The sequence below is a fragment of the Micromonospora sp. L31 genome (genome assembly GCF_052068075.1).
GTDB lineage: Bacteria > Actinomycetota > Actinomycetes > Mycobacteriales > Micromonosporaceae > Micromonospora > Micromonospora purpureochromogenes.
Window position 1 is genome coordinate 123,581 of record NZ_JBQHDC010000011.1, and the last position, 25,745, is coordinate 149,325.

20 protein-coding genes are annotated in these 25,745 nt (G+C 74.1%); 8 read left to right on the forward strand and 12 right to left on the reverse strand.

The window, feature by feature from the left end:
* Nucleotides 1–32: 32 nt before the first annotated feature.
* Nucleotides 33–1,703, forward strand: coding sequence for a glycoside hydrolase family 13 protein (locus ACTMS9_RS25660; protein WP_441143980.1), 1,671 nt, complete (start codon nt 33–35; stop codon nt 1,701–1,703).
* Nucleotides 1,704–2,428: 725 nt separating this feature from the next.
* On the opposite strand, the gene ACTMS9_RS25665 is transcribed toward ACTMS9_RS25660, so the two are convergent.
* The 3 genes from ACTMS9_RS25665 to xylA are packed head-to-tail and all read right to left on the reverse strand — an operon-like array spanning nt 2,429 to nt 6,604.
* Nucleotides 2,429–3,853, reverse strand: coding sequence for an MFS transporter (locus ACTMS9_RS25665; RefSeq protein ID WP_441142833.1), 1,425 nt, complete (start codon nt 3,851–3,853; stop codon nt 2,429–2,431).
* Nucleotides 3,854–3,911: 58 nt separating this feature from the next.
* Nucleotides 3,912–5,405, reverse strand: coding sequence for a xylulokinase (gene xylB / locus ACTMS9_RS25670; RefSeq protein WP_441166205.1), 1,494 nt, complete (start codon nt 5,403–5,405; stop codon nt 3,912–3,914).
* Nucleotides 5,406–5,416: 11 nt separating this feature from the next.
* Entirely contained in the window at nt 5,417–6,604 is a 1,188-nt protein-coding gene (gene xylA, locus ACTMS9_RS25675; RefSeq protein ID WP_441166206.1) for a xylose isomerase, read from the reverse strand.
* Between the two features lie 48 nt (nt 6,605–6,652).
* Between xylA and ACTMS9_RS25680 the strand changes: the two genes are divergently transcribed.
* A complete protein-coding gene (locus ACTMS9_RS25680; RefSeq protein WP_441142838.1) occupies nt 6,653–7,912 on the forward strand; it encodes an ROK family protein in 1,260 nt (419 codons plus the stop codon).
* 465 nt (nt 7,913–8,377) lie between these two features.
* Here the strand turns inward: ACTMS9_RS25680 and ACTMS9_RS25685 are convergent, their stop codons facing one another.
* The gene (locus ACTMS9_RS25685; RefSeq protein WP_441142842.1) at nt 8,378–8,884 is read right to left on the reverse strand and encodes a MarR family winged helix-turn-helix transcriptional regulator; all 507 of its coding nucleotides are present in this window, start codon (nt 8,882–8,884) and stop codon (nt 8,378–8,380) included.
* A gap of 97 nt (nt 8,885–8,981) precedes the next feature.
* On the opposite strand from ACTMS9_RS25685, the gene ACTMS9_RS25690 reads away from it, so the two are divergent.
* Nucleotides 8,982–10,112: a PP2C family protein-serine/threonine phosphatase gene (locus ACTMS9_RS25690; protein ID WP_441142844.1), complete on the forward strand. Its 1,131-nt coding sequence runs from the start codon at nt 8,982–8,984 to the stop codon at nt 10,110–10,112.
* A gap of 3 nt (nt 10,113–10,115) precedes the next feature.
* Here the strand turns inward: ACTMS9_RS25690 and ACTMS9_RS25695 are convergent, their stop codons facing one another.
* The 7 genes from ACTMS9_RS25695 to ACTMS9_RS25725 all read right to left on the reverse strand — a co-directional run bounded on the left by ACTMS9_RS25695 (nt 10,116) and on the right by ACTMS9_RS25725 (nt 18,628).
* Nucleotides 10,116–11,600, reverse strand: coding sequence for a sugar transferase (locus ACTMS9_RS25695; protein WP_441142845.1), 1,485 nt, complete (start codon nt 11,598–11,600; stop codon nt 10,116–10,118).
* A 214-nt stretch (nt 11,601–11,814) separates the two neighbouring features.
* Nucleotides 11,815–13,554: a substrate-binding domain-containing protein gene (locus tag ACTMS9_RS25700; protein WP_441142847.1), complete on the reverse strand. Its 1,740-nt coding sequence runs from the start codon at nt 13,552–13,554 to the stop codon at nt 11,815–11,817.
* A gap of 164 nt (nt 13,555–13,718) precedes the next feature.
* Nucleotides 13,719–14,750, reverse strand: a complete 1,032-nt coding sequence (locus ACTMS9_RS25705) for a lactonase family protein (RefSeq protein ID WP_441142849.1) — start codon at nt 14,748–14,750, stop codon at nt 13,719–13,721.
* 142 nt (nt 14,751–14,892) lie between these two features.
* Entirely contained in the window at nt 14,893–15,495 is a 603-nt protein-coding gene (locus ACTMS9_RS25710) for a GTP-binding protein (protein ID WP_210778768.1), read from the reverse strand.
* Nucleotides 15,476–15,862, reverse strand: coding sequence for a DUF742 domain-containing protein (locus ACTMS9_RS25715; RefSeq protein ID WP_441142851.1), 387 nt, complete (start codon nt 15,860–15,862; stop codon nt 15,476–15,478). Before ACTMS9_RS25715 ends, ACTMS9_RS25710 begins: the two co-directional genes overlap by 20 nt.
* A complete protein-coding gene (locus ACTMS9_RS25720) occupies nt 15,852–16,274 on the reverse strand; it encodes a roadblock/LC7 domain-containing protein (protein ID WP_441142853.1) in 423 nt (140 codons plus the stop codon). The genes ACTMS9_RS25715 and ACTMS9_RS25720 overlap by 11 nt, the downstream gene beginning before the upstream one ends.
* The gene (locus tag ACTMS9_RS25725) at nt 16,274–18,628 is read right to left on the reverse strand and encodes a sensor histidine kinase (RefSeq protein ID WP_441142855.1); all 2,355 of its coding nucleotides are present in this window, start codon (nt 18,626–18,628) and stop codon (nt 16,274–16,276) included. Before ACTMS9_RS25725 ends, ACTMS9_RS25720 begins: the two co-directional genes overlap by 1 nt.
* A 597-nt stretch (nt 18,629–19,225) precedes the next feature.
* On the opposite strand from ACTMS9_RS25725, the gene ACTMS9_RS25730 reads away from it, so the two are divergent.
* The 3 genes from ACTMS9_RS25730 (at nt 19,226) to ACTMS9_RS25740 (ending at nt 21,329) form a co-directional block, all read left to right on the forward strand.
* On the forward strand, nt 19,226–19,819 hold the full coding sequence (locus tag ACTMS9_RS25730; protein ID WP_441166207.1) for a hypothetical protein: 594 nt from the start codon (nt 19,226–19,228) through the stop codon (nt 19,817–19,819).
* A 10-nt stretch (nt 19,820–19,829) separates the two neighbouring features.
* Entirely contained in the window at nt 19,830–20,804 is a 975-nt protein-coding gene (locus ACTMS9_RS25735) for a hypothetical protein (protein WP_441166208.1), read from the forward strand.
* Between the two features lie 138 nt (nt 20,805–20,942).
* Complete coding sequence (locus ACTMS9_RS25740; protein ID WP_441166209.1) at nt 20,943–21,329, forward strand: hypothetical protein; 387 nt, start codon at nt 20,943–20,945, stop codon at nt 21,327–21,329.
* Between the two features lie 153 nt (nt 21,330–21,482).
* Here the strand turns inward: ACTMS9_RS25740 and ACTMS9_RS25745 are convergent, their stop codons facing one another.
* Nucleotides 21,483–23,261: a glycoside hydrolase family 6 protein gene (locus tag ACTMS9_RS25745; RefSeq protein ID WP_441142861.1), complete on the reverse strand. Its 1,779-nt coding sequence runs from the start codon at nt 23,259–23,261 to the stop codon at nt 21,483–21,485.
* A gap of 541 nt (nt 23,262–23,802) precedes the next feature.
* On the opposite strand from ACTMS9_RS25745, the gene ACTMS9_RS25750 reads away from it, so the two are divergent.
* Both ACTMS9_RS25750 and ACTMS9_RS25755 read left to right on the forward strand, forming a co-directional pair.
* Entirely contained in the window at nt 23,803–25,017 is a 1,215-nt protein-coding gene (locus ACTMS9_RS25750; RefSeq protein WP_441166210.1) for a hypothetical protein, read from the forward strand.
* Nucleotides 25,004–25,714, forward strand: coding sequence for a class F sortase (locus ACTMS9_RS25755; RefSeq protein ID WP_441142865.1), 711 nt, complete (start codon nt 25,004–25,006; stop codon nt 25,712–25,714). Before ACTMS9_RS25750 ends, ACTMS9_RS25755 begins: the two co-directional genes overlap by 14 nt.
* Nucleotides 25,715–25,745 lie beyond the last annotated feature (31 nt).

Here is a 25,745-nt window from a genome sequence, read left to right on the forward strand (position 1 = left end):
ACCGCACCACGGCTCGACACAGGGAGAAGGCTCTGAACACCGACGCGAGGCACCAGGAACAGTCCGGTGGCCCGGCCACCGGGTGGTGGACCGAGGCCGTCATCTACCAGATCTACCCGCGCTCGTTCGCCGACTCCGACGGGGACGGCGTCGGTGACCTGCCGGGCATCACCGCCCGACTCGGCCACCTCGCCGAGCTGGGCGTGGACGCCGTCTGGCTGTCGCCGTTCTACCCGTCGCCGCAGGCCGACGCCGGGTACGACGTGGCCGACTACCGGAACGTCGACCCGCTCTTCGGGCGGCTGGAGGACGCCGACAAGCTGATCGCCGAGGCCCGCGCCAAGGGTCTGCGGGTGATCGTCGACCTGGTGCCCAACCACACCTCCTCGGCGCACCGGTGGTTCACCGCGGCCCTGGCCGCCGCCCCGGGCAGCCCGGAGCGGGCCCGCTACATCTTCCGGGACGGTCTCGGCCCGGACGGCGACCAGGCCCCGAACGACTGGCAGAGCGTCTTCGGCGGCCCCGCCTGGACCCGGGTCACCGATCCCGACGGCCGGCCCGGCCAGTGGTACCTGCACCTGTTCGACACCGGCCAGCCCGACCTGAACTGGGACAACCCGGAGGTCCGCGAGGAGTTCCTGGACGTACTGCGGTTCTGGCTGGACCGGGGCGTCGACGGCTTCCGGGTCGACGTGGCGCACGGCCTGATCAAGCAGGCCGACCTGGCCGACTGGCAGGAGCCGCAGGAGATCCTCTCCGGCAGCGAGGTGGCGAAGCCCCGGCCCCCGATGTGGGACCAGGACGGCGTGCACGAGATCTACCGGGAGTGGCGCCGGTTGCTCGACTCGTACCCGGGCGAACGGGTCCTGGTCGCCGAGGCGTGGGTGGAGCCGGCGGAGCGGCTGGCCCGCTACGTGCGCCCGGACGAGATGCACCAGGCGTTCAACTTCGAGTACCTGCTCGCCTCGTGGACCGCGCCCGCCCAGTACGCGGTGATCACCCGCTCGCTGGAGGCCACCGACAGCGTCGGCGCGCCGACCACCTGGGTGCTCTCCAACCACGACGTGGTGCGGCACGCCTCCCGGCTCGGACTGTCCGTCGGCGGGGGCCGGCCGAACGGCATCGGCATCGGCGACCCGCAGCCGGACGCCGCGCTCGGCCTGCGCCGGGCCCGCGCGGCCAGCCTGCTGATGCTGGCCCTGCCCGGCAGCGCCTACCTCTACCAGGGCGAGGAGCTGGGCCTGCCGGAGCACACCACGCTGCCGGACGAGGTCCGGCAGGACCCGACCTGGGAGCGCAGCGGCCACACTCAGCGCGGCCGCGACGGCTGCCGGGTGCCGATCCCGTGGGAGGCCGACGCTCCGTCGTACGGCTTCGGGCCGACCGACGCCAGCTGGCTGCCGCAGCCGCCGCTGTGGGCCGAGTACGCCCTCGACCGGCAGCGCGGGGTGCCCGGCTCGACGTACGAGATGTACCGGACGGCGCTGCGGCTGCGGCGCGAGCACGGGCTGGCCCGGGGTCCGCTGCGGTGGCTCTCCTCCGGCGACGAGGTGCTGACCTTCCGCAACGGCGGGCTCACCGTGCTGACCAACTTCGGCGCGGCAGCCGTCCCGGCGCCGGCCGGGGAGCTGCTGCACAGCAGCGCCCCGCTGGACGCCGACGGCCGGGTCCCCACCGACGTGACGGTCTGGGTCCGCGCCTGACCACTGCCGCTCCCGCCGGCCCCGCGCTCGTCCGCGGGGCCGGCTGGTCGGCTCGGGCAGGACTGGCGGCCGTCACCTGTCGGCGTCGGCGGGGTTGGGCCTCGTCGCCCGGCACACCGATCTCGGGTACGTCAGGGCACGGCCGCTCGGCGGCTCGGGCATGGCGCGGCGCCTCGGTCACTGCCGTGTCCGGCACTCTTCACCCGTCCACCCCAGCACCCGGTTGGTTCGCTATGGATCTGATGTCGTAAACGACTCAGCCCTGCTTCCCCACCCCCGCAGCGCACCGGCACGGACCCCGCGTCCCGCCATGGTCGGCAGGCCAAGAGCCCTTGCGCTACCCCGTCGTTGACGGGGACAGGTGTGCGCGTCGCGATGGCGGCGCACGGGATGTAGGGCGGGTTCCACGGCGGGTCGTGTCCCGGGGCACGCTGCCGGACGTGTCGCGCCGTCCCGAGTGGACGGCGGTCTGCATCGTTCCGACATCAGGCCGGCCTGAATCGTTTACGACATCAGGTCCATAGCGTCCTGGGGGCACCCGGCCCGGTGGATCCGCCGGCTCAGCCCCAGCGCCAGCGCCGCTAAGCCGACCCGGCGCGGCGTGGACCGACCCGGCGCAGCCCGACCCGGCCCGGGGCCACCGTGCTGATGATCGGCGTCCACCTCGGCCCGGAGGCGTGGCATGGCCCGGCCCGGCGCGGCCGGTGAGGCCCGACGGCGATCGGTCAGAGGCGGTCGGCGCGGGCGTGCAGCAGGTCGTGCACCGCCTCGATGTCCTCCGGTGAGGAACGGGAGGCCCGCCAGTACATCAGGCCGGTGGGGATGAAGAAGAGTTGGAAGACGGCCAGGCCGACGGCGTAGTTCAGCGGCGGCGGGAAGGCCGCCCGCAGGGTGTGGAAGGCCACCCCGACCAGGCCGTTGCCGGCCGCCCGGCCCACCCCGTTGACCAGGTTGCCCAGGCTGTAGACGGTGCCCCGGTGCTCGGGCGGGTTGACGTCGGCGATCAGGGCGAACCAGTTCGGCGAGTTGGCCGAGGTCAGCGCCAGCGCGACCACGGCGGCGAGCAGGCTCAGCCCGACCGTCGGCTCGGTCAGCACGCTGGCCAGCACCGCCCGCACCACCGCCCCGCCGCCCGCCCCGTCGGGCACCACGATGCGGATCGGCACGAAGAAGAGGACCAGGTAGAACGGCACGGCCGCGAGGATGCCCACCGCCGCGACCAGGGCCCGTCCCCTCGCGGTACGCCGTTGCAGCGCGTCGCCGGCCAGTCCGCCGACGATGGAGAACACCCCGCCGAGTTGGAACAGCGTGGCGAAGACGCTGCCCACCACCACCGCGGTCGCCGACGAGTAGCCCTGGGCCTCGGCCCGTTGCGCGAAGAGCACCGGCAGCCAGACCAGCGAACCGAACGCCGCCTGCGCGGTCAGGCCCTGCAGGATCAGCCACCGGTTGGTCCGCCGGTGCAGGATCCGGGGCAGGTCGGCGCGGGTGATCCGGTAGTCGTACTCGGCCCCGGCGTTCAGCGCAGCGGCCAGCTCGGGCTCGCTCTGCCCGCGCCGGATGTCGTACGTGAAGAGGTAGGCCAGGGTGGCGGCCAGCCCGACCACGGTGAGCGCCAGGAACGGACGCCGCCAGTCGGTGGCCCCCAGCAGGCCGCCGGTGAGCGTGCCGGCCAGCGTCCCCACTCCCTGCGACAGCCCCCAGAAGCTCATCACCAGCCCCCGGCGGCGGGGCGAGATCAGGTCGGTGACGACGGAGAACCCGACCGAGCCGACCGCGCCGAGCCCGACCGCGGCCACCAGTTGCGCGGCCAGGAAGGTCGGGTAGTCCTGGGCGAGCGCGCTGCCGCCGGTGCCGGCCGCCCAGATCAGGGTGCCGACCATGAGCAGCGGCTTGCGGTTCGTCCGGTCCCCCACGTACGCCCAGGCCACCGCCGCCACCGCGCTGACCAGAAAGCTGACCGCGGTGACCAGCCCGAGCAGCCGCTGCGACACGCCCAGCGCACCGGAGATCGGCCCGTACAGGGGCGGGACCAGGCCGATCGCCACGTTGTCCAGCGAGGCGAGCACCACGAAGACCACGACACTGTAGAACCGGTGCACCGTGCCGCCGCCCCAGGACCGCGCCGCCCCACCCCTGGTCAAGGTCATGTGCGGCAGCCAATCAGGGCGAGGTCACGGTCGCGTCACCGGGGTCGGCCCCACCCGCTCAGCCCGGCGTCCGGTCGACGGTCCGGTCGCGGGCCTGGGCGTACCGCTCGCGGACGGCGGGGACGGGCTCGGCGTCGTACTCCCGGGTGTCGGCGTCGGCCCACTCCGGTGGCGCCGCGCCGCCCAGGGCGACCCAGGCGGCCTGGCGAGCGGCCCCGTCAGCGACGTACTCGCCGGGCGGTGGCACCACCACCGGCCGGCCGAAGACCTGCGGGGCGATCCGGCGCACCGCCGCCGAGCGGGCCCCGCCACCGACCAGGATCACCCGCCGCGCGTCGGCGCCCTGGGCGGTGAGCGCGTCCAGCCCGTCGGCGAGCGCGCAGAGCATCCCCTCGACGGCGGCCCGGGCCAGGTGCGCCGGGGTGGCGGTACGCAGGGTGAGCCCGTGCAGCGCGCCGGTGGACAGCGGCCGGTCGGGCGTCCGCTCCCCTTCCAGGTAGGGGACCATGACCAGCCCGTCCGCGCCGGGTGGGGCGGACAGCGCCAGCTCGCTCAGCTCGTCGAGGCCGACCCGGAGCAGCGCGGCGGCGGCGTCCAGCACCCGGGCGGCGTTGAGGGTGCAGACCAGCGGCAGGTACCGGCCGGTGGCGTCGGCGAACCCGGCGACGGCGCCGCCCGGGTCGGCGGCCGGCACGTCGGCCACGCTGAACACGGTGCCGGAGGTGCCGATCGAGACGACCACGTCGCCGGGGCCGGCGCCGACGCCGAGGGCGGCGGCCGCGTTGTCCCCGGTGCCCGGGCCGAGCACGATCCCGCCGGGCGCGGCACCCGACGGGCCGACCCCGGAGCCCCCGACCGCGCCAGGCCCCGGCGCCCGGCCGCCCAGCGTGGCCGGGTCCAGGACGCCGGCGGCCTCGGCCGGGCCGAGCACCGTCGGCACCGCCACCACCCGGCCGAAGGCCTGTTCCAGCAGGTCGAGGCGGTACTCGCCGGTGCGGGGCGACCAGTAGCCGGTGCCGCTGGCGTCGCCCCGGTCGGTGCGCAGCGCGGCCAGGCCGGGCGCGCCGGCCAGCCGCCAGGTGAGCCAGTCGTGGGGCAGACAGACGGCCGCGACCCGGGCCGCGTGCTCCGGCTCGTGCCGGGCCAGCCAGCGCAGCTTGGTGCCGGTGAAGCTGGCCACCGGCACGCTGCCCACCGCCTCGGCCCAGAAGCGGCGGCCCGCCACCTCGCCGCCGGCCTCGTCGACCAGGTCCCGGGCCGCGTCGGCGGAGCGGGTGTCGTTCCAGAGCAGGGCTGGCCGGACCACCTCGCCCGCCTCGTCCAGGCAGACCATGCCGTGCTGCTGGCCGGCGACCGAGACCGCCGCGACGTCGGCCAGCCCGCCGGCGGCGTCCACCGCCGTGCGCAGCGCGTCCCACCAGGCCCGCGGGTCGACCTCGGTGCCGTCCGGGTGCGGCGCCCGGCCCTGCCGGACCAGGGCCCCGGTGGCCGCGTCCCGGATCACGACCTTGCAGGACTGGGTGGACGAGTCGACCCCGGCGACGAGCGGCACGGCGGCCCGCCTCAGCGCGCGCCGAGCAGGTGCTCGACGGCGAGCTGGTTGAGCCGGACGAAGCCGAAGCCCCGCGCCGCGACCGCGTCCACGTCCACGTCCTCGAACGCGGACCGGTCGGCGAGCAGCTCGGCGTACCCCTCCCCCGGGTTCAGCGTCGGGGTGGACAGCTCGGCGACCTTGCTGCCGGCCAGCGCCTCGGCCACCTCCGGGTCGGCCCGGAACGCCGCGGCCCGCTCCTTGAGCAGCAGGTACGTGCGCATGTTCGCCTCCGCCGAGGCCCACACGCCGGCGAAGTCCTCGGTGCGGGAGGGCTTGTAGTCGAAGTGCCGGGGCCCGTCGTACGCGGGGCCGCCGTCCGGGCCGCCCTGCTCCAGCAGGTCCACCAGGGCGAAGGCGTTGAGCAGGTCACCGTGACCGAAGACCAGGTCCTGGTCGTACTTGATGCTCCGCTGGCCGTTGAGGTCGATGTGGAACAGTTTGCCCTGCCAGAGCGCCTGCGCGATGCCGTGCGCGAAGTTCAGCCCGGCCATCTGCTCGTGCCCGACCTCCGGGTTGAGGCCGACCAGATCCGGGTGGGCCAGGGTGGAGATGAACGCCAGCGCGTGCCCGATGGTGGGCAGCAGGATGTCGCCGCGCGGCTCGTTGGGCTTGGGCTCGAGGGCGAAGCGCAGGTCGTAGCCGGAGTCCACGACGTACTGGCAGAGCAGGTCGACCGCCTCGCGGTAGCGGTCCAGCGCGGCCCGGACGTCCTTGGCCAGGTCGTACTCGGCACCCTCCCGGCCGCCCCACATCACGAAGGTGCGGGCACCCAGCTCGGCGGCGAGGTCGACGTTGCGCAGCACCTTGCGCAGGGCGTACCGGCGCACGTCCCGGTCGTTGCTGGTGAATCCGCCGTCCTTGAAGACGGGGTGGGTGAAGAGGTTGGTGGTGACCATCGGGACGACCAGGCCGGTCTCGTCGAGCGCCTTGCGGAACCGGGCCAGGTGGGCCTCGCGGGCGGCGGCGTCCGCGCCGAAGGGGACCAGGTCGTCGTCGTGGAAGGTGATCCCGTACGCGCCCAGCTCGGCGAGGCGGTGCACCGCCTCCACCGGGTCCAGCTCAGCGCGGGTGGCGTCGCCGAACGGGTCGCGGGCCGGCCAGCCCACCGTCCAGAGCCCGAAGGAGAACTTGTCGGCGGGGGTGGGACGGGGTGCCATGGCAGACCTCCGGTGGTGTCGCCGCAATTTGTTCAATGGATGGATTAAATGACCGTGCTGTGGCACTGTCAAGGGGTGACCAGCACCAGCACCGCGGGCGCGGTCCGGCAGGGCAGCCTGCGCGAGCTCAACCTCGCCGTCGTGCTCGGGCGGATCGCCGCCGCCGACCAACCGCCGTCGCGGGCCGGCATCGCCGGCCAGACCGGTCTCACCCGGGCCACCGTCTCGGCCGTGGTGGACGACCTGATCACCGGCCGCCTGGTCACCGAGGCCGACCCCGCGCCGCGCGGCGGAGCGGGCCGCCCGGCGCGGGGGCTGCGGCTCGCCACCGACGGCCCGGCCGGGCTGGGGCTGGAGGTCAACGTCGACTACCTGGCCGCCTGCGTCGTCGACCTCGCCGGCACCGTCCGGCACCACGAGGTACGCCGGGCCGACCTGCGCCCGGTCGCCCCCGCCGACGCGCTCGCCCGGCTGGTCGAGCTGGCCGGGCGGGCCCGGGCCGCCGCCGACCGGGAGGGGCTGACCCTGGCCGGGGCCACGCTGGCCGTGCCGGGGCTGGTCGACGGCCACGGCCTGGTCCGGCTCGCGCCCAACCTCGGCTGGCGCGACGTCGACGTCCCCGCCCTGCTCGCCGGGCATCCGCCGCTGGCCGGGCCGGTCGACGGGGTGCCGGCGCTGGTGGTCGACAACGAGGCCAACCTGGCCGCCCTCGGCGAGCTGCACGCCGGCCCGGCCACGGCCAGCTTCCTGCACGTCTCGGGCGAGATCGGCATCGGCGCCGGGATCGTGCTCGACGGCGCGCTGTTCCGGGGCGCCCGGGGCTGGAGCGGCGAGCTGGGCCACGTACCGGTCGACCCGGCCGGGCCACGGTGCCGCTGCGGCGCGCGGGGCTGCCTGGAGACGTACGCCGGCCAGGAGGCCGTCCTCGGCGCGGCCGGCCTCTCCGGGGCGGACCTGCCGGCGGACACGGCGGCGCGCCGGCTGGCCGACCTCGCCGAGGCGGGCGACCCGGCCACCCTCGACGCGCTGCGCGCGGCCGGCACCGCCCTCGGGGTGGCGGTGGCCGGCGTGGTCAACCTGCTGGACCTGGACACCGTGGTCCTCGGGGGCGGATACGCCACCCTGGCGCCCTGGCTGCGCCCCCCGGTCCTCGCCGAGCTGACCGACCGGGTGCTCACCGCCGCCTGGTCACCGGTCACGGTCCGCGCGGCGGCGCTCGGCCCGGCGTCGGCCGCGGTCGGTGGGGCCGGGTCGGTGGTCCGCCGGATCATCACCCGGCCGTCCGGTTGGCTGGCCAGCCGGCCCTGAGCCGACCTTGCTGGATGGGTGCCCGTCGGTCCGCCTCGCTACCCTTGCCCTGAGGCAACGTTCCCGTCCGAGGAGTCCGCTACCAGCATGCGCACAGGTCGAGAGGCCGAGGCGACCGGCGACCAGCGGTGACGACCATCCGTCGTGGTGCACCCGCCGGGCCGGCCGGCGGCGGGGAGCCGGCTTCTCCCGCGCCGCGCCGACCGTCCTCCGACGCGCCGCTGCCCGCGCGGCGGCCCGACGGCGATGGAGATGTTCGGCGAGCGACGGCTGCGCGAGGCGCTCGCCTCGGCGGCGGGACTGCCGCCGAGCGCGGTGGTCGACGCCTGCTGCAAGTGGTGGCGGACTGGCTGGACGGGCAGAGCCACGACGACATCGCCATGCTCGCCGTCTGCGCCGCGCCCTCGGCGTGACCGGCCCGGAGCTGACCCACGACCGGCGGTGACGTCTCCCAGCGGGTCAGGATCAGGCGGAGCGGGCCGCCGACGGGTCGCCGATCGCGTCGTCGTGGGGCGGGACGCCGCTGCCCTGCCACGGCACCACCGGCGGCGCCAACTCCTCCAGGTCGCGGGCGACCCGGTCGAACTCCCGGACTCCCCGCAGCAGGGCCTGGCGATCCTCGTCGCTCATCCCGGCCAGCACGTCGGCCAGCCGCCGCCGCCGGTCCCGGCGCAGCTCGGCGAGGAGTCCCCGGGCCTCCGGGGTCAGGTGCAGGGAGATCTCCCGCCGGTCGACGCGGCCCGGCTCCCGCTCCAGCATGCCGGCCGCCACCAGCCGGTCGCAGAGCCGGCTGGCCGAGGAGAGCAGCATGTCGAGCAGGGTGGCGAGCCGGCGCAGGTTGATCCCGTCGTGCCGCTCCACCACCATCACCGCGCGCAGCTGAGCGGCGGAAAGGCGGCTGGTGGTGCTTTCCCGCGCCGCCTCCCACAGGGACAGCAGGGCACCGGCCGCGCCGTCGAGCTCGGCGGCCATACTCAGTTCCGGTCCCGCGGGACCATGTTGGTCGGCCATGGTGGGCCCGAGACTACCCGGAGTACCGGGTGGTCGGCCCCTGTCAGGAGGAGTGACGATGAGCGGACCGGACGGTCACGCCCGGCGGGTGCTGGTCGAGGCACCGGCCGACCTCCTGCTCGACCGGCTCACCGCCGAGCTGGAACGGACGTTCAGCATCACGGAGAGCGAACTCTTCCAGGTCGACTACCGCCTCTCGGTGCTGCTGCCGCTGGGTGACGGGGATCCGATCACCGAGCCCGGCCACCCGGCCTGGCGCTGCTTCGACCACCAGGAGCCGATCGTGGCCGGCGACGTCGGCTGGTTCCCGGTCGGCATGCGCGGCGAACGGCGCGGGGTGCTGCGCCTGGCCCCGGTCGCCGACGAGCCCGCCCAGGTCGAGGAACTCGCCGCCATCGCCACCGCCCTCGGGCACGAACTCGCCGCCGTCTCCGCCGGCACCGACATCTACCGGGCGTCCCGCCGGGCCCGTCGGCTCACCCTCGCCGCCGAGATGCAGTGGGAGCTGCTGCCCGGCCGCAGCCGGATCCGCCCGTCGTTCAGCCTGGCCGGTCAGCTGGAGCCGGCGTACGCGGTGCGCGGCGACAGCTTCGACTGGTCCGACGACGGGAACCGGGTCTGGCTCGCCACGATCAACGGGTCGGGTGAGGGGGTGGCCGCCGCGCTGCTCACCTCGCTGGCCACCTACGCGCTGCGCAACGCCCGTCGAGGCGGGCTCGGGCTGGCCGACCAGGCCGCCCTGGCGGACCAGGCGATCTACGCCCTGCACCGGGGCGAGCAGCACCTCTCCGCGCTGCTGATGGAGCTGGACCTCGCCTCCGGGAAGCTGACGGTGGTGGACGCCGGGTCGCCCCGCCTGGTGCGACTGCGCGACGGGGAGATCAGCGAGCACGTGCTCGAGAAGCAGTTCCCGCTCGGCATGTTCGAGGGCACCGACTACCAGGAGCAGTGTTTCGAGCTGCGCCGCGGCGACCGGCTCTTCGTGCTCAGCGACGGCGTGATCGACGCGACCAGCCAGAACATCCGGTACGGGGAGACCGCGCTGGACCGGTTCCTGCGCCGTACCGGGCCGATGGAGCCGCTGGACGCCGTCCGGTCGCTCCTGGGCGACCTGCGGGCGTTCGTCGCCGGCGACCTGATCGACGACGCGGTGGTGGTCTGCCTGGACTGGACCGGCCCGCAGCCCTGAGGGTCAGTACGCCCCGCGCCCGCGCAGCACCGCGCCGAAGGTCTTCCAGAGGATGGTGAGGTCGGCGGCGAGCGACCAGTTCTCGACGTAGTACAGGTCGAGCCGGATGCCGTCCTCCCAGCTCAGGTCGGAGCGGCCGCTGACCTGCCAGAGCCCGGTCATCCCGGGCTTGACCAGCAGCCGCCGGGCCACGTCGCCGTCGTAGCGGGCCACCTCGGAGGGCAGCGGCGGCCGGGGGCCGACCAGGCTCATCTGCCCCAGCAGCACGTTGACCAGCTGCGGCAGCTCGTCGAGGGACCACTTGCGCAGCAGCCGCCCGACCCGGGTCACCCGCGGGTCGTCGCGCATCTTGAACATCAGCCCGTCGGTCTCGTTGCGCACGACCAGCTCGTCGAGGAGGGCGTCGGCGTTGACCACCATGGTGCGGAACTTCAGCACGCCGAACTCCCGGCCGCCCCGCCCGACCCGGGTCTGCCGGAACAGCACCGGGCCCCGGCTGTCCAGCCGGATGGCCAGCGCGACCGCCGCTCCCAGGGGCAGCAGGAGCAGCAGGGCCAGCGCGGCGGCGGCCCGGTCGACGAACTCCTTGACCAGCTTGCGGGCGCCCCGGAACTCGGGCGCCTCGACGTGGATCAGCGGCAGCCCGGCGACCGGCCGGGTGTGGATGCGGGGGCCGGCCACGTCGGTGAGCGCCGGCGCGACGACCAGGTCGATGCCGGTCCCCTCCAACTGCCAGCCCAGCCGGCGCAGCCGGGCCGCGGTCAGCTCGCCGGAGGCGGTGACGGCGACCGTGTCCGCGCCGATCGCGCCGGCCGCCTCGGGGATGCCGCGCAGCGAGCCGACCACCGGCACGTCACTGAGCCGTTGCGGCACCGGCGCGAGCAGCGCGTCCGGGATGCAGGCACCGACCACCTGATAGCCGGCGTACGGCTCGCGGCGCAGGGTGTGCACGAGTTCCAGCACGTGGGCGGTGTCGCCGACCACCAGCACCCGGCGGGACCAGCCGGCGCCCCGATACCGGGCCCGGTGCAGCCGCTTGCGCGCGGCGAACCGGTTCACCTCCAGCGCCACGGTGCCGACGGCGAACGAGATGCCCAGGAATCCCCGGGACACGTCGGCCTCGGCGATGTAGCCGACGATGGCGATGCCACCGGCGAGCCGCAGGCTGGCCGCGCTCACCCGCCGGTACTCGTCGGCGCCGTAGCCGACCACCCGGTCGTCGTAGCAGCGCAGCATCCGCAGCGAGAGCAGCCAGGCGAGCACCAGGCCGGGGGCCACCAGCACGTACGGGATCTCGGAGCCGACCGGCACCCGGTCACCGAAGCGGGCGGCGTACCCGACCAGGACGGCGAGGGAGAGCACGGCAGTGTCGAGCACCACCAGCATCCGCACGTACGCCCGCTGGTCGGCCCGGGCGACCGGGCCGGTGGGCGGGCCGGCCGGGGCAGGCGGGATCCGTGCCGGCGTGGAGAGCGTCGCAGACGTCACCCGGCCTCCCCACATCGCGCGCACCGGCTCCGGCCGACGACCGCCCCGGGCGGGACCTCGACGCCGGAGCGTACCGGACATCCTGCCTGACAATGATGCTCGCCGATTGATTCGGACGTATTGCCGTCACTTTGCCTTCCGGCCCGGACACCGGAAATGCGAACCGCCGCACCGGAAAAGTCCGGCGCGGCGGTTCTCCGCACTGTCCGAAGACTCAGCGCGGCGCGTTCGGGCGCAGCGCGATCGCCTTCAGGAAGATGTCACCGATCTTGCTCGGGTCCTCGGTGACGAAGGTGCCGCCGCCGGTGACGTTGGTGATCGACTGGAGCTCGGCCTTGGAGACCTCGTTGCCGATGCCGATGACGACCACCTGCACCGGGCGCTCCGGATCGTTGAGCTGCTTGAGCTGGCTGATCAGCGAGGCCTGCGAGATGCCGTTCTTGTCGTCGTTCTTGCCGTCGGTGAAGAGCACGATCGAGTTCACCCGGCCCGGTTCCCAGTCCTTCTGGACCGTCTTGTACGCCTCCAGCACGGTGTCGTACAGACCGGTGTTGCCGCTGGACGGGCGGATCCCGGCGAGGCCCTGCTCCAGCCGGCTGCGGTTGGTGGAGAGCGGGTTGATCGGCACGAGCTCGCGCCAGTCCCGCGAGCCCACCAGCTCGGTGGAGAAGGTCCAGAGGCCGATCGACCAGGAGTCGTCGAACAGGTTCAGGCCACGGCTCGCCGCCGCCACGGTGACCTGCTCCCGGGTGGCGTTGCCCGCGGAGGGCACCTTCGCCTTCATCGAGCCGGAGACGTCGATGACGGCGAGCATCCGACCGGACTGGGTGGCGATGGACCAGCCGGAGACCGCACGGTCTATCGCGAAGGGGTCCAGGCCACCCACCGCGCCGACACCCGCCGGCGGGGCGGTCGCCGGACCACCGGCCGGGCTGGGCGCCCCCTGCGGCGCCTTGAAACCGTCACCCCAGTTGCCGTCCGGCGCCCGCAGCGACTGGGCGGCCAACCGGTTCTTGAAACCCTGCGTGGTGAGCAACTCGTAGAGCACCCTGGCGGCCGACTGCTTGGCCGGCTCGATGCCCGGCAGCACCGCGAACGGGTAGTCCAGCGGCATCGGCGCCGGCTCCAGGTAGAGCGCGGCCAGCGGGATCGGCGGCTTGGTGCTGTTGTACGCCATGACGTCTTCCTCGGACAGCGCGGCGGCGGCGAGCCCGCTGGCGATGGACGTCGGGTCGTTGGAGCGCGGGAAGCGGGCGAGCAGGTCCTGCCGCAGCGCGGAACGGCCGGTGGCCAGCGCCCGCAGCGCCCCGGTGGTCGCCTTCGCGGTGTCGCCGCCGGAGGCGCTCGCCGCGGCGGTGAGGGAGAGCAGGCCGGAGAGGCCGGCGGCGTCCTGGGTCGGCTCGACGATCCCGGCGCGCAGGCCCTTGCCGGTGCTGACCGCGTTCAGCAGGTCGGTCCAGCTGAGCTTCTTGTCCGGCCAGCCGAAGCGGGAGGCCACCGGCTCCGGCATCGCCACCACCACCGGGCTGCGGGCGACGGAGGCGCCGTTGCCCGGGGCGAAGGCGGTGGCGCCGTTGTTCTTCAGCCGCAGCAGCCAGGTGGAGGAGTCCGGGATCCAGACGTCGGGCGTGCTCACCGTGCCGCTGGCCTGGCCGACACCCGCGAGGGTGGCGCCGTGCTTGCTGGCGACCGCGGCCGCCACGTCCACCGGCTCGGAGGCACTCACGTTCACCGCGATGCAGGTGCCGCTCACGGCCGCGCCGTCCTCGACCCACTGCGCCGAGGCCTTCTGCACCGCCGGGGCGAGTTCGGGAGCGGCGGCCACCGACAGCTGGATCTCGCCGGAGCAGGAGGGTCCGGCCAGCTGCTGGTAACCGAACCAGGTACCCCCGACCACGACGACGAGCGCAGTCGCCGCCGCAGCGGCTCCTGCTCCACGGATACTTGAACGCATGCGATGGCGGCCAGACACGCTGACCATCTTGCGTAACTCGTTCGGATAGTGCCATAACCGTTCGGCTGAAAGTTACGCAGGAGAAACAGTTGATCGCTCTTTTGGCACAGTGAGTAATCAGTCAGTCTCGTGCCGTCGCCACGATCCACACCGGACGGCGCCGCTCAGGGCAGGACACAGGTCGGGCTCGGCACCGGCACGGGTTCGCCGAGCGGCTCGGGCGCGCCCGAGCCGGGGTCGACCCGGAACACCCGGACCATGTCGGCCCGCTCGTCCGCCACGTAGAGGTGAGGCCCGGTCAGCACGAAGTGCCGGGGCCACTCGCCCCCGGTGTCGACCTCGGCGACCAGCCGGGGCAGCTCCGCGTCCAGCGCGAAGACCGCGACCGTGCCCACTCCCCGGTTGCCGACGTAGAGGAAACGCCCGTCCGGCCCCACCGCGATCTCGGAGGGCTGGACGTGCCCGGTCCGCCCGCTGGCGTCCACCCGTCCCCGCTGGCGCAACGCCCCGTCCGGGGTCGACTCGTACGCGGTGACCGTCGCGTCCAGCTCGCCGGCCACCCAGCAGCGCCGCCCGTCGGGGTGCCGGGCAAGGTGACGGGGCCCGGTGCCGGCCGCGGTACGGATCCGGGGCTCGCGGGACACCAGCCGGCCCGGGTCGGCGTCCAGGTCGTACCGGTAGATCGAGTCGGTGCCCAGGTCGACGGCGAGCAGCGGCCCGGCCCCCGGGTCCGGGGAGACCATGTGGCAGTGCGCCTGCTCCTGGCGCTCCGGGTCGAGGCCGTGCCCCTGGTGCACCACCAGGTCGCTGCGCTCGGCGGGCGCCCCGCCGGCGTCCAGCGGGAAGACCGCCACGCTCCCGCCGCCGTAGTTGGCCACGAAGAGGTGCCGCCCGTCGGGCGCGACCGCCAGGTGGCAGGGGTCGGCCCCGCCGGTCGGCCGGACGCCCAGCGGGGTCAGCTCGCCGTCGCCGCCCACCCGGAAGGCGCTGACCTGCCCCGCCGGCAGCTCGTTCACCGCGTAGAGAACGGGCAGGGCGGGATGCCGGACGAGGAAGGAGGGCGAATCGGTCACCGCGACGGTGCCGAGCGGAGTGAGTTCCCCCGATCCGGGATCCCGACGGGCGGCGACGATGCCGTCCCCCCGCCCGCCGCTCGCCGCCGTGTAGCCGCCGATGTGGACGATCGTGTTCGTCACCGGTGCACCCTCCGCCGAATCTGCCGTCGATCCCACCAGAGGCTTCCCCGTCGACCCGGGCGTCAGCCCTGTTTTCCGGAAATTCCTCCGAACGCCGCCGGCGGCGGCTCCGGCTCCACCGCCCGGCCCCGCCGCCCGCGGGTCAGGAGACCGGGACCGGTTCACCCCGCTGCCGGGCGACGTGCTCGACCAGCGAGATCAGCACCAGCTTGGCGGACTGCCGGTCCCGGGCGTCGCAGAGCACCACCGGCACGTCCGGGTCGATGTCCAGCGCCTGGCGTACCGCCTCGATGCCGAACCGGCGGGACCCGTCGAAGCAGTTCACTCCGACCACGAACGGGATGCCCCGCTGCTCGAAGTAGTCGATCGACGGGAAGCAGTCGGCCAGGCGCCGGGTGTCGGCCAGCACCACCGCGCCGAGCGCGCCGAAGGCCAGCTCGTCCCAGAGGAACCAGAAGCGGTCCTGCCCGGGCGTGCCGAAGAGGTAGACCTGGAGGTCCTCGTTGATCGTGATCCGGCCGAAGTCCATCGCCACGGTGGTGGTCGACTTCGCCTCCACCCCGGAGAGGTCGTCGGTGCCGATGCCGGCCCCGGTCAGCACCTCCTCGGTCTGCAACGGGCGGACCTCGCTCAGCGCGCTGACCAACGTCGTCTTGCCCGCGCCGAACCCCCCGGCGATCAGGATCTTGAGAGCCAGCGGCAACCGGGGCCCGGAGGAGTCCCGGTCAGAGCGCACGTAGTCCACTGACCACCGCCTTGAGGATGTCGTTGTCGGGAAGACCGGCGGCCGGGGGCTCGTGCACCGAGACCAGGCCCCGGGCGAGCAGGTCACCGAGGAGGACCCGGACCACGCCCACCGCGAGGTCCAGGTCGGCGGCGAGGTCCGCCACCGCGACGGGACGCCGGGCCAGCTCGACCAGGCGCCGGTGCTCCGGCTGGAGGCCCGGCTGGGCGGACGGGTCCGCGCCCGCGCCGGCCAGCACGAACGCGACCAGGTCGAACCCGTCGACGGCCGGGCGCACCCGGCCGCCGGTGAGGGTGTACGGACGAACCACCGGGCCGGCCGCCGCGTCCAGCCACTCGTGCTGGGCGCCCGGCGGCTCAGCCCGCATCGACGGCCCCCACCGTCGCTCGGGCGGGCGCGGTCAGGTTCTCGCCGACCCGGATGACCAACATCGCCATCTCGTACGCCACCAGGCCGATGTCCGCGTCGGCCGCGCAGACCACCGCCAGGCAGGCGCCCCGCCCGGCGGCCGTCACGAACAGGTACGCGGACTCCATCTCCACCACGGTCTGCCGCACCCCGCCGCCGGCGAGGTGCCGGCTGGCGCCCTTGGCCAGGCTGGAGAAGCCGGAGGCCAGGGCGCAGAGGTGCTCGGCGTCGGCGCGGTCCAGCTCGGCGGAGGCGCCGAGCAGCAGCCCGTCGGCGGAGAGCACCACGGCCTCCCGGGCGGCCGGTACCCGGTCGACCAGTTCGTCGAGCAACCAGCCGAGGTCGACGTTCTGCCTCGTCGTGTCCACCACTAGGCGTCCCTCTCAGTCGCGGTCGGGGAATCGGGGGTCGCCGCCGTCGCACCCGGCGGCGGGGACGGCGCGGGATCCCCGCCCCGCCCCTCGGTACGGCCGCCGGTCGGGGCGGGCACGGCGTCGTCGGGTCGCCCCGGCGGCACGGAGCGGATCGCGCCGTCGCGCCGACCCCGGGCGGTGCCGGCCTGGAGCGCGGACATCTGCCGGCGTACCTCCTCTGGGGAGCGGGCGGCCGGGGCCTCGGCGACCTGCGGGCGGGGGCGGGCGACCGGCCCGCGCCGGCGGACCCGGCGGGGCAGGCCGTCGCCGTCGGGGGCGGCCTCCACCGAGGAGATGCGGGCCGGGGCGAACGGCAGCACGGTCTGCTCGGCCCGGTCCCGCCCGGCGCGGCCGGCGCGGGTCCGGGGCAGGGTGGCCAGCCGGGTGACCACCGAGGCCGGCCGCCCGGTGTTGACCGGCGCGGCCGGCGGCTCCTCGGTGACCAGGTCGGACGGGACGAGGACCACGGCGGTCACCCCGCCGGGAGCCTCGGAGCGCAGGGTGACCCGGACGCCGTGCCGGGCGGCGAGCCGGGACACCACGAACAGGCCGAGCCGGGCGCTGTCCGCCGGGTCGAACTCGGGCGGCCGGGCGAGCCGGCGGTTGGCGTTCTCCACCGCCTGCGGGGTCATGCCCAGGCCGTGGTCGGTGATCTCCACGACGTAGCCCCGGGGCACCTGCTGGCCGGAGACCTCGACCCGGGTCTCCGGCGGGGAGTAGGCGGTGGCGTTCTCGATCAGCTCGGCGAGCAGGTGGATGACGTCGGCGACGGCCCGGCCGACCACCCCGGCCGGCTGCACCGCCCCGATGTCCACCCGGTCGTACGCCTCGACCTCGGAGACCGCGCCGCGCACCACGTCCAGCACGGCCACCGGCTGCCGCCAGCCCCGCCCTGGGGCCGCACCGGCCAGGATGACCAGGTCCTCAGCGTGCCGGCGCAGCCGGGTGGCCAGGTGGTCGACCCGGAACAGCTCGGCCAGCTCGTCCGGGTCCTCGGTACGCCGTTCCATCCGGTCGAGCACCGCCAGCTGGCGGTGCACCAGGCCCTGGCTGCGCCGGGCGAGGTTCAGGAACACCTCGTTGAGGCCGCGGCGCAGGGTGACCTCGTCGACGGCCGCCCGGACGGCGGTCCGCCGGACCTCGTTGAAGGCGCGCCCGACGTCGCCGATCTCGTCGGCACCGTACTCCAGCGGCGGCGCCTCCCGGGCCACGTCCACCTGCTCGCCCCGGCGCAGGCGGGCCACCACGTCGGGCAGCCGCTGCTCGGCCATCTCCAGCGCGGCGCTGCGCACGCCGATCAGCCGGCGGGCCAGCGTCCGCCCGACCCGGACCGCGACCAACAGCGACACCACGATCGCGGCCAGGCCGAGCAGCCCGGCGACGGCGAGCCGGACCAGGATGCCGACGGCCACCGGCACGGACCGCTCGGCCAGCCCGTCGGCCTGGCTCAGTTCGAAGTCGCGCAGCGCCTGCTGGACGGCATCGTGGCTGGTCTGCCAGCTGCGGGCGTCGACCGGCGGAGGGGCGGCCGGGTCCGCCCGCAGCAGCCCCTCCTGGAGGGTGCGCAGCCGGACGAAGGCCGGGTCCTCGGTCAGCCGCTGGTAGGCGCTGCGGGCCTCGGGCGGCAGGTCGGCCACGGCCGTGTCGACCAGGAACCGCTCGTTGCCGATGGTCTGGGTCAGGAGCAGGTGCTCGCCGTCGGAGAACCGCCCGCCGGCGAGCGCGCCGGCCACCAGCGCGTCGGCCTGACCGAGCAGGTCGCGGGAGCGGCCGAGCGCGGTGAGCGCCAGCGCCTCCCGGTTGAGCTCCGGGTCGGGTAGGGCGGCCATCGCCGAGAAGGTCTGGAAGGCGAAGGAGATCATGCCGCTGTAGAGCCCGACGGCGCCGGCCCGGTCCACCTGCCGGCGGTCGATGAAGCCCCGCCCGGCCGGCAGGGCGTCGAGCGCGGCGACCAGCTTGTCGAGCCGGGCGTCGAGCAGTTCGCCGGCCGCGTCGCGCAGCTTGTCCCCGCCGACCCGGTCCCGGAGCTCGGCGATCGCCGCGTCGGTGCGGCGGCGCTGGTCGGCCAGGGCCGGCAGGGCCGCCGGGCCGGCGAGCTGCACCACCGAGAGCCGGCGTTCGCGTTGCAGCTCGGTGACCACCACCTCGCCGGGGCGGCCCAGGTCGTACAGGAGGGTCCGTGCGGAGAGCAGATCCAGCGCCGGGCCGAAGGTCAGCGTGGTGGCGAAGATCCAGAGCGCGAGCAGGGCGGCCACCGGGGTGACGACCAGGGCGGTCAGCTTGGCGCGGATCGGCCAGTCGCGGGTGTCCATGAGTCCTCGCCCGAAGGGGTGGCAGCGGTGGCGCCGGCACCGGCCGGGCAGCGTCCCGGCCGCGCCGGGCACCGGCTCGGGCGCCTTGGGCAGGATACGTAATCCCGCGCCGTAGCACTACCGTCCGTCTCGCCCGTCACTACCAATCCGGTGTGGACCGTCCCCGGAGGACACTCGCTTCCCGGACGACGGACCTCCCGCCGGTGGATCGGCGGAGCGTCGCGTGCCGAGCGGAACGGTCAGTCGTTGTTTGAGATGCCGAGGCCCTCGGCGACCCGCTGAGCCAGGTTGTCGACCAGGTTGAGGATCAGATCGTCCCGCTCCCGGTCGGCCATCCCGCGGTAGGGCGCCGGCCGGCCTGGGAGTCGTCGTCTGCCGCTGGATCAGGCCCGATCGTGGCGCAGCCCGGTCCGTCCGGCGTCGGAGTGGACCGGCATCACCCCGCCCAGGCGCTTTTTCTGGAACAGGTCAAGTTTTTGGGACGGCTCACCCGGTGGGCCTGGCCATGCTCGGGTGGGGGAATCGGCCAGGAAAGTGCGCGGGATCGGGATTGGCGGCCAGCGCGCGGAGGGAATACCAGGTGGCGAAGGAGGAGCCATGTCGCCCACGCAGGTAATCGTTGTGGTTCTCGTCGTGCTGGTGGTCGTGGTGCTGGTCGCCGCGGCCGTCGTCGCCGGCCGGCGGCGCGCGCTCAGGCGCCGCTTCGGCCCCGAGTACGACCGGGTCGTCGCGGAGCAGGACAGCCGCGGCGCCGCCGAACGGGAGCTGCGCGACCGGGAACGCCGGCACGCGGAGCTCGAACTCACCCCGCTGGACCCCGAGTCCCGGGCCCGGTACGCCGCCGCCTGGGAGGAGCTCCAGGTCCGCTTCGTCGACTCCCCCGGTGAGACCGTCGGCGACGCCGACGAGCTGGTCAGCCGGCTGATCGCCGAGCGGGGCTACCCCACCGGGGACTTCTCGGACCAGATCGCCCATCTCTCCGTCGACCACGCCCGCACCCTCACCCACTACCGGGACGCGCACGAGATCCGGGTGCGCAACGAGCGCGGTGAGGCCAGCACCGAGGAACTCCGCCAGGCCGTCGTGCACTACCGCGCCCTCTTCGCCGACCTGCTCGGCGAGGAGCCGGTCGGGCACCGGCCGCCGGAGCAGCGCCGCCCGGACAGCCCGCACGACGTCACCAGCCACTGAGGAGCCGACGATGCGCCAGGAAGAGCAGCAGGGCAGCAGCGACCACCCGGAGGCGGTCCGCTCCGCCCCGGTGCCGGTCCCCCCTCCGGACGCCGCAACCCGGACGCCCCGGGACGACCGGGACGGCCGGGCCGACATCCCCGACGACGTGCTGGACGACCGGGGCACCTTCGACGACCCGCGGGTGGCCGCCGACCGGCGCGCCGACGACCCCGACGACACCCGCCCGTACGACGTGCGTGACCTCGACCGCGACGACGCCGACGGCGACGGACGGCCGGAGTTCCACGAGCCGGCCCCGCTGCCGACCACCTTCGGCGCGGCCTCCGTGGGCGACGCGGTCGCCGCGTCGGCGCTGGCCAGCGGCCGTCCCGAGGACGAGCGGGACGCCCGGGGCGAGGACACCGTGGCGCCGGGTGACGGCGCGCCCGGGCGGACCGAACCCTTCGACGACGAGCGGGCCGACCCGACCGCCGCGGACCGGATCCACGACCGGCAGCGGTGGGAGGCCGAGCACACCCCGGGTGGGGTACGCCCGGACGGCGACGCGTCGGCGGAGGGCGCGGCCGGGTACGGCAGCGCCGAGCCGACCATGGTCGACCCGGACGCCGAGGCGCCGGAGGGTGGCGCGGCGGCGGCCGCGGCCGGCGTCGGCGCCGCCGGAGCGGCCGGGGTGGCCGAGGCGGCCCGGCCGTCCGGAGCGAACGTCCCGACGCACGCGGCGACGCTCTTCGAGGCGGACGCGGCGCAGGCCTTCCGGGACCGCTGGCGGGAGGTGCAGCTCCGCTTCGTGGACGACCCCCGCGCAGCGGTCGGCGAGGCCCAGTCGCTGGTCGAGGAGGCGATCCAGGCCCTCTCGGACGCGCTCGCCACGCAGAAGGAGAAGCTCGGCGGCTGGCAGACGGCCGGCTCGGCGGACACCGAGCAGCTGCGGGTGGCCGTGCGCCAGTACCGCGACTTCCTGGATCGGGTCCTCGGACGCTGACCACAAACCGGGCGCCCCGGCCGTACCAGCGGCCGGGGCGTTCGCGTGCGTACCGGAAGGCGTGACCTCCGCCGGCATGGGCCGGTCCCAGCGGGGTACGCGAGATCAGGGACGCGCCCGGGACAGGAGGTCAGCACCATGACAGATCGTGACCCGAACCGCCGACCGCTGGAGGAGAGCCCGGAGGTGGCCGCCGCGGTCGACGACGAGACCACCGTGCCGCAGTTGGCCACCGGGGGCGGCGCCGACCGGGACAACCCGTCCTTCACCGAGCCCGGTGGCGGGGCGGGCGGCGGCGTGCCGACCGAGGACCTGCTCGGCGACCCGTACGCGGCCGGCACCGGCGCCACCGGGACCGGCACGGGGGCCGGCGGGGACAACATCCGCACCGGGGCCGAGCAGCCCTGGGAGCCGGAGGACCTGGTGATGGCCCGCGGGCAGGACATGACGCCGCAGAACCTCGAGCGGGCCCGCCGCGACCTGGCCGAGCACGGCCGGGCCGCGATCGAGCGGACCGTCCCCTGATCGGCACGCCGCACCGGGCCCGCGCGCCCGACCGGCGGGCACGGCGGGGGCCCCTGGCCCGACCGGATGGACCGGTCGGGCCAGGGGCCCGTGGGGAACCCGCCGCGGCAGTGCCTCACTCCCGCCGCGGCGGGTGGGCCGTCCGCCCGGTGCTCAGAGCGCCGGGTAGGCGTTCCTCATGAGCTCCTGGAACTGCGCGGAGAACCAGGCGCCGGAGATCGGCGCGTTCGGCAGGGCGCCGCTGAGGCTGTTGCCGTTGCGGGCGTTGCCGGTGTAGGTCGGGTCGCACATCCGGTCGAAGCCCTTGCCCTCGTTGTTCGGGATCAGGCTGCTGGAGCCGTCCGACTCGCCCGGGGGCTTGACCCAGACGTACGCGTCGATGCCCGGCTCCGGCGCGGCCTTGGGCCGCTCGCCGAGGCCCGCCCCGGCCTGGTTGCACCAGTTGCCGGCGTGGATGCGGCGGTCGATGCGGCCACCGTTGACGTAGGTGTCCACGTTGGTCGTCGCGCCCGGGCCGGTGGGCCGGGCGGTGCCGCCCCAGCCGTTGCGGGAGGTGTCGATCAGCATGCCGATGTTGGCGTCGAAGCCGACGGAGACCAGCTTGCTGCGGAACGCCTGGGCGAACGACAGCTCGTCGACGTACTGGTTCCAGTCGATCCACTTGGACTGGCGGACGGTCTGCCCGTTCACCGTGTCGGTGATCTTGATGTACGGCTCACGAAGCGCCGAGTAGTTCGCGGTGTTGACGATGAAGCCGTGCACGTTCTTCACCGTGCTGCCGGAGGCGGTGGCGGCCTGGTGGAGCTGGGTCGCGGTCGGGCCGAGGTTGCTGTCCCAGCCGATCCAGCCGTGGTGGGCGGCGTCGATGTAGTTGTAGACGTTGCCGATGGCGCCCAGCTTCGCCAGGGCGTACCCGACACCGTTGACGTACGCGCCGTTGGCCTTGACCGTGTCGCACATCGCGGTGCCGCCGGGCTGGCCGGAGGTGTTGGTGACCAGGTTCGGCAGCGAGTCGATCTCGATGATGTTGACGATGCGCAGGCTGGCGTACTTCGGGTCGCCCTGGATGGCCGCGATCGGGTCGATGTACTCGGCCTTGTACCGGGGCAGTTCCTCCGGACCCAGCTCACCGTTGGAGGCGAGCGCCGCGCAGTCCCGGCCGGGCAGGTTGTAGATGACGAACTGGATGTAGCTGGCGCCCTGGGCCAGGGCCTTGTCCAGGTGGTCACGCACTCCCATCGCGCCGTTGGAGCTGCTGCCGGTGGTGCCGTTGATGGCGGCGATCCGGTCCAGCCAGACGGCGGTCGGGTTGTTCGACACCCGGCTGCCACCGGGCTCGGCGTCCGCCTTCGCCTTCCACTCCGGATTCACGTACCCCTTGGCCCCGACGTACGGGTTGTCCACCTTCTGCCCCGGCGTGGTCGGTGACGGGGTCGGGTCGGTGGGCGTGGGGGTTGGGTCGGTGGGCGTGGGGGTCGGGTTCGTCGGCGTCGGCGTCGGGTTGCCGCCGTTGCAGACCGTCCCGTTCAGGGTGAACGAGGTCGGCTTGGGGTTGCTGCCGCTCCAGGCGCCGTTGAACCCGATGCTGGCGCTGGCGCCGGAGGCGAGCGAGCCGTTGTAGGACTCATTCGTGGCCGTGACGTTCTGGCCCGTCTGCGACCACTTCGCCGACCAGCCCTGCTGCACCTTCTGGCTGCTGTTCGGGAAGGTGAAGCCGAGGTTCCAGGAACTGACCGGGTCACCGAGGTTCTTGATGACTACGGTGGCGGTGAACCCGCCCGGCCAGTCGTTGGTGGTGTAGTCGACGCTGCACTGGGTCGCGGCCTGCGCCGCGGTGACCGGAATGGCCACCATCCCGCCCGCGACCAGGGCGCTCGCACCGGCTAGCGCGACCGCCCGGCGCCGGCCGGACAGGTTTCTCCACAGATTCATGCCACTGAACTCCTTGGGCGAGACCGGATCCGCGTACGGCCCGGCGGAATGGCCCGGGTGGACGTCCCTGCGGGGACGGTCCTCGGCGCCAACGGGATATCTCGGGGGTGCCCGACCCGGACGGGCGTGGTGGTGGTGACGTCGACCGGTCACGCGGACCGGTCCAGCGGCGACGCCGTCCGGTCGGACCGGTTGCCCTCGACGTCTGCCTGCGCGGTGTGGCTCCCCGAACCGCGTGCAGCGATTCTTGCATGGGAGCGCTTCCATGGCAATGCCTCGATACCTGCTGCAAACCCCCACACCCGGGGAGCATCGGTGACCCGGACGTACGCCCTTCCCGCCGCGGAGACACCCAGAGCGCCCGGCAGGTCGACAGCGGGGCCACCGGGCGGACAGAAGCCATCTAGCACCTCTATCGCCCTGACTGCCTAGAAACTCTTAAACGCGAATCTTTCCCCGCATAAGTCGCGAAACGGTCTAACGTCGGTCATAGCTCGACTGTCGTCGGGCTCAGGACAACAGGGATGGAGTGACGCAGGTCATGGCAAAGAAGATGCTCGGGAAGGTCGTAGCGGGTGCCGCCCTCGGCGGCGCGTCCCTCCTGGTGTTCACGCCGGGGATCGCGTTCGCGGACAACAACCACGACAGCGAGGACCGCGGCGGCAAGGTCATCGCCAAGCCGCACGTCGTGAAGGCCGGCGACGAGGTCAAGCTCCTCGAGATCTGCCCGGAGCGGCAGAAGCACGCCTTCGTCTGGTCCAAGGTCACCGGCAAGGTGGAGCTGAAGCCGGTGGACAAGGACCGGCATGACGACCGGGGCGAGGACCGCGGCGGCGAGCACGGGGACTGGAAGGACAAGGACAAGGACAAGGACAAGGGCGACTGGGAGCACGGCAAGGACGACGAGCGCCGCGACGAGCACGGCAAGAAGGACGACCACGGCAAGAAGGACGACGGCAAGAAGGACGACCACGGCAAGAAGGACGACGGCAAGAAGGACGACCACGGCAAGGGCGAAGAGGGCCGCGGCGACGAGCACGGCAAGAAGGACGACGGCAAGAAGGACGACGGCAAGAAGGACGACCACGGCAAGGGCGAGGACGGCAAGGGCCAGTGGTCGAACGAGGGCGGCCAGCCCCCGGCCAACGGCGCGGGCGGCGGCTTCGCTGCCGACAACGGGCCGGACCGCGACGCCAAGAACCACGAGGAGGGTCGCGGCGACGAGCACGGCAAGAAGGACGAGCACGGCAAGAAGGACGAGCACGGCAAGAAGGACGAGCACGGCAAGAAGGACGACCACGGCAAGAAGGACGACCACGGCAAGAAGGACGACGACAAGAAGGGCCACGACGAGTACGGCCAGGAAGAGGGCCGGGACCGCAACGGCCACGACGAGAAGTCCGACGAGCACGGCGACAAGGGCGACTGGAAGAACGGCCACGACGAGAACGGCCGGGACGACCACTCGGGCTACGGCGATGACGAGGACCGCTGGGAGCACAAGAAGGACTTCGTCTACTACGGCGAGGCCAAGGTCTCCAAGGACGCCCGTCCGGGCAAGTACGAGCTCAAGGGCTCCTGCGGCGAGGGCGAACTGGTGGTTCTCCCGCGCGGTGGCGTCGACGGTGGTGACGGTGGCATGACCAGCACCAGCACCGACCGCGGCATGGCCATGGGCGGGGCGGGCATGATCGGCGCGGCCGCCCTGGGTGGCATCGTGCTGATGCGTCGGCGTCGGGCCGATGGCCTCGTCTGACCAGACGGCGACACGGGCCGGCGGCCGTCACGGGAGACCGTGGCGCGCCGCCGGCGCGGCCGTCGTCGTCCTGCTGGCCATGGTGGGCGCCGGCATGATCGGCGCGTCGCTGCGGACCGAACCCCCGCCCCGCCCCCCGCAGCCGCGGGCCCAGTCCGCCCCGCAGACCCCCGCCGCCGAGCCGGACGTCGTAGCCGGCGAAGGCCCGGTCGAGGCGGTGGAGGTGCCCCCCGCCGCGTTGTCCCGAGCCGCCCCCGGCACCATCTCGATCCCGCGGATCGGGGTCGACGCCGAGATCATGACGTTGGGCACCAACCCGGACGGCACCGTCCAGGTCCCCCCGCTGGACCAGGCCCAGCGCGCCGGCTGGTACTCCCCGGGGCCCAGCCCCGGCGAGGTCGGCAACGCGGTGATCGTCGGGCACGTCGACTCGGCGAAGCTCGGCCCCGCCGTCTTCTTCGAACTCGGCGCCCTCCAGCCGGGTGACACCATCACCGTCACCCGGGCCGACGGCGTCAAGGCCACCTTCGCCGTCGACGAGGTCCGGTCGTACCCGAAGGTGTCCTTCCCCACCGAGCTGGTGTACGGCCCGAACGACAAGCCCGCCCTGCGGGTGGTGACCTGCGGCGGCGAGTTCGACCAGGCCACCGGCAGCTACCCCGACAACATCGTCGTCTTCGCCACGATGACCCCGTGAACGCGACGCGCCTCCGGCGGGACCTGAGTCC

Bases quoted from the DNA above. Each gene is read 5' to 3' on its own strand.
- ACTMS9_RS25685 (WP_441142842.1), bottom strand. From the start codon at position 8,884: ATGGCCGCCGAGCTCGACGGCGCGGCCGGTGCCCTGCTGTCCCTGTGG.
- ACTMS9_RS25715 (WP_441142851.1), bottom strand. From the start codon at position 15,862: ATGCGGGCTGAGCCGCCGGGCGCCCAGCACGAGTGGCTGGACGCGGCG.
- ACTMS9_RS25740 (WP_441166209.1), top strand. From the start codon at position 20,943: ATGACAGATCGTGACCCGAACCGCCGACCGCTGGAGGAGAGCCCGGAG.
- ACTMS9_RS25755 (WP_441142865.1), top strand. From the start codon at position 25,004: ATGGCCTCGTCTGACCAGACGGCGACACGGGCCGGCGGCCGTCACGGG.
- ACTMS9_RS25690 (WP_441142844.1), top strand. From the start codon at position 8,982: ATGAGCGGACCGGACGGTCACGCCCGGCGGGTGCTGGTCGAGGCACCG.
- ACTMS9_RS25735 (WP_441166208.1), top strand. From the start codon at position 19,830: ATGCGCCAGGAAGAGCAGCAGGGCAGCAGCGACCACCCGGAGGCGGTC.
- ACTMS9_RS25725 (WP_441142855.1), bottom strand. From the start codon at position 18,628: ATGGACACCCGCGACTGGCCGATCCGCGCCAAGCTGACCGCCCTGGTC.
- ACTMS9_RS25680 (WP_441142838.1), top strand. From the start codon at position 6,653: ATGACCGTGCTGTGGCACTGTCAAGGGGTGACCAGCACCAGCACCGCG.
- ACTMS9_RS25750 (WP_441166210.1), top strand. From the start codon at position 23,803: ATGGCAAAGAAGATGCTCGGGAAGGTCGTAGCGGGTGCCGCCCTCGGC.
- ACTMS9_RS25745 (WP_441142861.1), bottom strand. From the start codon at position 23,261: ATGAATCTGTGGAGAAACCTGTCCGGCCGGCGCCGGGCGGTCGCGCTA.
- xylA (WP_441166206.1), bottom strand. From the start codon at position 6,604: ATGGCACCCCGTCCCACCCCCGCCGACAAGTTCTCCTTCGGGCTCTGG.
- ACTMS9_RS25665 (WP_441142833.1), bottom strand. From the start codon at position 3,853: ATGACCTTGACCAGGGGTGGGGCGGCGCGGTCCTGGGGCGGCGGCACG.
- ACTMS9_RS25730 (WP_441166207.1), top strand. From the start codon at position 19,226: ATGTCGCCCACGCAGGTAATCGTTGTGGTTCTCGTCGTGCTGGTGGTC.
- ACTMS9_RS25700 (WP_441142847.1), bottom strand. From the start codon at position 13,554: ATGCGTTCAAGTATCCGTGGAGCAGGAGCCGCTGCGGCGGCGACTGCG.